Source organism: Brevibacterium jeotgali, from assembly GCF_900169175.1.
Lineage (GTDB): Bacteria > Actinomycetota > Actinomycetes > Actinomycetales > Brevibacteriaceae > Brevibacterium > Brevibacterium jeotgali.
This window is the reverse complement of the sequence record NZ_FXZM01000032.1, coordinates 1-4,221: the sequence shown is the minus strand read 5'-3', so window position 1 is coordinate 4,221 and position 4,221 is coordinate 1. Positions and strand designations below refer to the sequence as shown.

The following is a 4,221-nucleotide window of genomic DNA, read 5'->3' as shown; positions in this document are numbered from 1 at the left end:
ATCTTTGCGCGCATCGATCGCCATCCTCGTGGCTCGCTCGCGTAGCTCGTCGGGGTACTTTCGTGGTGCGACCATGCCGCCCATCCTTCCGGGTTATCGATGTCTCCATTAAACCCGGGGCGATTCAATCTTCGTCAAATCTTCAAGGAATCTGGTCCGATCCGTGCTCCCCTCGGGCTGAGAATGGAGAGAGCATAGGTCGTGGTCTGTGACGAAGAAGAAGGATGCTCACACAACATTTGACGCGTAGGTCTCTAGTCCGCCGCACGGGTCTGCTCACCGCGGCTGTCCTAGCAGGACTATCCGGTTGTACTCCTGCCAACGAAGGCTTTGCCGATGATTCTCCGGTCGCCAACGAACAGGGTTACATCTCCGGAGCCGGAGTCATCACCCAACTGGCGGCGCAGGAACGGGGTGAGCCGATCGAGCTGAGCGGCGAGTACACCACCGGTGAGGCTTTCGACCTCGCCTCCTGGCGGGGCTCCCCTGTCGTCCTCAACCTCTGGTACGCGGCGTGCCCACCCTGCCGCACGGAAGCGCCTGCTCTGCAATCCAACTACGAACGCTTCCACGACGATGGGGTGCAGTTCCTTGGCCTGAACGTTCGGGATGGGGTCGCTGCAGCAGACGCCTTCTCCAAGACGTTCAACCTGACGTTTCCCTCCATGATCGACAAGGACGGCAGAGGTGTCTCTGCTCTGAACAACGTCTTGCCGCCTCAGGCAGTCCCCTCCACTGTCGTCCTGGACTCCTTGGGCAGACCCGCCGCGCGGGTAGTCGGCGCCGTCAGCGACTCCACCCTCAAGGCACTCCTCACCGATGTGCTGAACGAGTCCCCATGACGCTGCTTGCCTCAGTTGGTGAGGTGTTCTCCCAAACCGCTCTCTCCGGACCCATGTTGCTGGCGATCCCGGTGTCCATCCTGGCTGGCGCCGTGTCCTTCTTCTCGCCGTGCGTCCTGCCCCTGGTGCCTGGCTACATCGGCTACGTGACCGGACTCGGAGCGGAGGCGCTAACCGAGCGGAAAACCAGCAAAGTCGTCATCGGCGTTGCACTCTTCATCACCGGATTCGCCATGGTCTTCGTGTCCATGGGACTGGTGTTTAGCCTGGCCGGAGTTCTTCTCAGCCAGTGGGCCGACGTCCTGAACCGAATGATGGGGATCGTCGTCATCCTCGCCGGAATCGTGTTCATGGGTGGCATCAGAATGTTCCAGCGCAGCGCTCGAATCAATAAGCGTCCGCCAGCCGGCCTGTGGGGAGCTCCCGCCCTCGGAGCTGCCTTCGCGTTCAGCTGGGCTCCCTGCATGGGACCGACCCTGGCGGCAGTACTGGCACTCTCAACCAGCTTCGGCGCGACCGGCACGGATGGGATCTGGCGCGGCGCAATACTGACCCTGGTGTACTGCCTTGGGTTGGGCGTGCCATTCATCATCGTGGCGGTGCTCATCGTCAAAGGCACCGGCAGGCTGCAGTGGGCGCGAGCAAACCAGATGCTGATCAGCCGGATCGGAGGCGCCATGCTCATCATCATCGGACTGCTGCTCGTCAGCGGAGTGTGGACCCAATGGATCAACAGCCTGCAAGGCATGATCGGTGGATTCGAGACCATCATCTGACACCGCATCTCCACAAACTGAGACAACCGGTAACACCCCTGCCCATCTCAGATACTGACTTCCGGCAGAGAACCTCGCCAGCGATAAGGAGATAGACGTGAAACGACTCGCAATGGCCGCAACAGCATTCACCCTGGTGCTGGCCGGCTGCGCCCCGGCAGACCCGAACCCGTCATCCACGACCGGGCAAGACGCAACGATCGATCTCCTGTCCGACTTTGGCCTGGCCGAGATGGACGCGGTCGAAGCCATCGACCACCTCGACAGACTTGCGGTGACCGATCGCCCAGCCGACTTGATGGCCTCTGTCTATCCCGACGAGCTGGTACTCACCGACAATGTACGCGAGGTGACGCTGGACATACCGGAGGATTCCTCATACCTGTCGATCGCCCCCTACGTGGACCAAACACACGACTGCTTTTACCACAGCCTGACGACCTGCCTGGGGGAACTGAGCAACGAGAACATCGAACTCCAGATCGTTGACAACGCCACCGGCGAAGAGATTATCGACGAAGAGATGACAACCTTCGACAACGGCTTCATCGGCGTCTGGGTACCCAATAACATCGCCGACGGCACCATCGAGATCACCTACGACGGCCTGACCGGCTCAACGGACTTCACGACGACCGACGAGGGCGCGACCTGCATCACCGATCTACGAGTCGAGTAATGCCTCAGTTCGTCACGATCGAGTGGAAAAGCCTAGCGCTCCTCCACCACCGCACTCTCCCCCGAACTGAACCCATCGGACGATGTTCGACGAGTATGGGTTCAGATGCCGAAGATGTCGTTCGCTGAGTAGACGGCCGAGCCAAGTCCCCAAACACGCCACGTCCCATCCTCGATCTGGACCAAGGTCAAGAACGTCATTGCTGTCTGATACGACTCGAACACCTGCGAGGTGGCAGCGACCTCGGGAACGAACCGCATGAACGCTATCCGATCGGGGGCGTCGACAGCCCGGAGCACCTTTGAGCCAAGAGACCTATCGGCGAGAAGGTCGATCGCCCACTCGTAGTCTTTCCACGCAGGAGGGTGATAAGACAGTGCGCGCGCCAGACTCAAGTCCTCCATCAGCCCTCTCCACCACATGACCGCAACCTGAGCCGGATTCGTCAGATCGCCAGGTTCTCCGAGTGAGACGGCGGCACGGTCTGCATCAGCTTCGACGAGTGCGGGTACTGGAGAGAGCGCTCCAGGTGGCTCATCTGCTGCATCTGCGGCAAGGTTCGCGAAAATTGGGGCGGTAGCAGTAAGAGTTGCCAAGAACTTCGTGACCGTCTCGGGTGGCCTGCGGAGAGATGCGGTTTCACGCTCCAGTATGGAGACTACTGTCTCCAACTGCTCCGAGAGCAACTGGAGCAGGAAGCTGTCTGGATCGAGGACCTGGACCCGATGCGGAGCCACCGCATGATCAGGGAAGTCCTTCAGGTTAAAGGTGACAATGGTGTCGGCGCCCCCCGCGACCGCTGCGGCAAGCACATGTCGATCCTTAGGATCGCACTGCATATCGTCAATCAGCTCGTCGAACCCGTCAACAAGCGCTTCCGCTCCGAAAGCGTTCCGCATCATTCCCACGCGGCGCGCCGCCGTCCCAGGGTCGACATGCACTTTCGGGAGGTTCCTCTGGACCTCGTCCAGGATCGTATCTGACCACAGTGGTTGGAAGAGTCCGGCCTCGGCGAGCCAGAGCAGCGTTGTCGCGAGCCTGATCGGTATGAGGGCGCAAGCGTCGAGAACGGCGACCGGCCTGCTCATCGGGTGCGAATGACCTGATCAGGCGGAGTGCTGTCGTCGATCTCTTGGGAGAGTTCTTGCAGGGCCGCCCGCCGGCGGGCGGCACTGGCCGCTCGGTATCGAGCTAGTTCAGCCGCAGCGATACGACGATGCACTCCCCCACCTTCGGTCACAAGCTCCCCCCGGTCGATGAGACGGACGACCGTCATCCGACTCACTCCGAGTAGATCCGCAGCCTGCTGGGTAGTCATGAATGTCTCTGAGGGAAGAACGATCACTTCGGAGTTCGATTCCAGGACGTCTACGAGCCGGAGGAACGCGTTGCGTGCTGATTCCGGCACACCTGAGGAGTCGCTGAGCTCATGGAACATCTTGTCCACAGCCGAGCGCAATTGCCGTGCCTGCTCGTGTGCGATCGCTCCCATCATGACGCCAGTATAACAAAACGCTCAAAACGCTCACACCCGGCGTTTCGGTAGTGGTAGCCCGCTGCGGTGCAGGGAGCGCGGAGCTTCCATCTTGGAGCCACCGGCCTACTCTTGAGCTTTTGTGTGCGTGAGCGGTCCTGCTGGCTTTTTTTGCTCTCAGCCTCTGAAGCTGGCAGCGGGGTCAAGTCCCTGGTAGTGGTGTAACGGTTGGATCCCTCGTCGAGGGGTCTCAGGCGCTGAGTTCGAATGGGATGTCGGGGTCGGTGCTCACCTCGCCTCCGGTGGTCTCGACGGACGTGAGTCGGCAGCGGGCCAGGACCTCGAGTCCGAGGTACCGACGGCCTTCGGCCCATTCATCAGTCTGCTCAGCCAACACCGCTCCGACCAGCCGCACGATCGCGACTCGATTGGGAAAGATCCCCACGGCGT

At 60.9% G+C, this 4,221-nt stretch carries 6 protein-coding genes; 3 read left to right on the top strand and 3 right to left on the bottom strand.

The window, feature by feature from the left end:
* The first annotated feature begins 224 nt into the window (after positions 1-224).
* The 3 genes from BJEO58_RS14605 (at position 225) to BJEO58_RS14595 (ending at position 2,297) form a co-directional block, all read left to right on the top strand.
* The gene (locus BJEO58_RS14605) at positions 225-842 is read left to right on the top strand and encodes a TlpA family protein disulfide reductase (RefSeq protein WP_101590181.1); all 618 of its coding nucleotides are present in this window, start codon (positions 225-227) and stop codon (positions 840-842) included.
* Entirely contained in the window at positions 839-1,618 is a 780-nt protein-coding gene (locus BJEO58_RS14600) for a cytochrome c biogenesis CcdA family protein (RefSeq protein ID WP_101590180.1), read from the top strand. The genes BJEO58_RS14605 and BJEO58_RS14600 overlap by 4 nt, the downstream gene beginning before the upstream one ends.
* 97 nt (positions 1,619-1,715) lie before the next feature.
* Positions 1,716-2,297, top strand: coding sequence for a CueP family metal-binding protein (locus BJEO58_RS14595; protein WP_101590179.1), 582 nt, complete (start codon positions 1,716-1,718; stop codon positions 2,295-2,297).
* 101 nt (positions 2,298-2,398) lie between these two features.
* On the opposite strand, the gene BJEO58_RS14590 is transcribed toward BJEO58_RS14595, so the two are convergent.
* From BJEO58_RS14590 to BJEO58_RS14580, 3 genes are all read right to left on the bottom strand, one after another.
* A complete protein-coding gene (locus BJEO58_RS14590) occupies positions 2,399-3,385 on the bottom strand; it encodes a PIN domain-containing protein (RefSeq protein ID WP_101590178.1) in 987 nt (328 codons plus the stop codon).
* Positions 3,382-3,792 (bottom strand): helix-turn-helix domain-containing protein, encoded by a 411-nt coding sequence (locus tag BJEO58_RS15100; RefSeq protein ID WP_219617127.1) that lies wholly within the window; start codon positions 3,790-3,792, stop codon positions 3,382-3,384. Before BJEO58_RS15100 ends, BJEO58_RS14590 begins: the two co-directional genes overlap by 4 nt.
* Before the next feature lie 229 nt (positions 3,793-4,021).
* Positions 4,022-4,221: transposase (locus BJEO58_RS14580; protein WP_180951982.1), on the bottom strand; the 200-nt coding region annotated here is incomplete at its 5' end.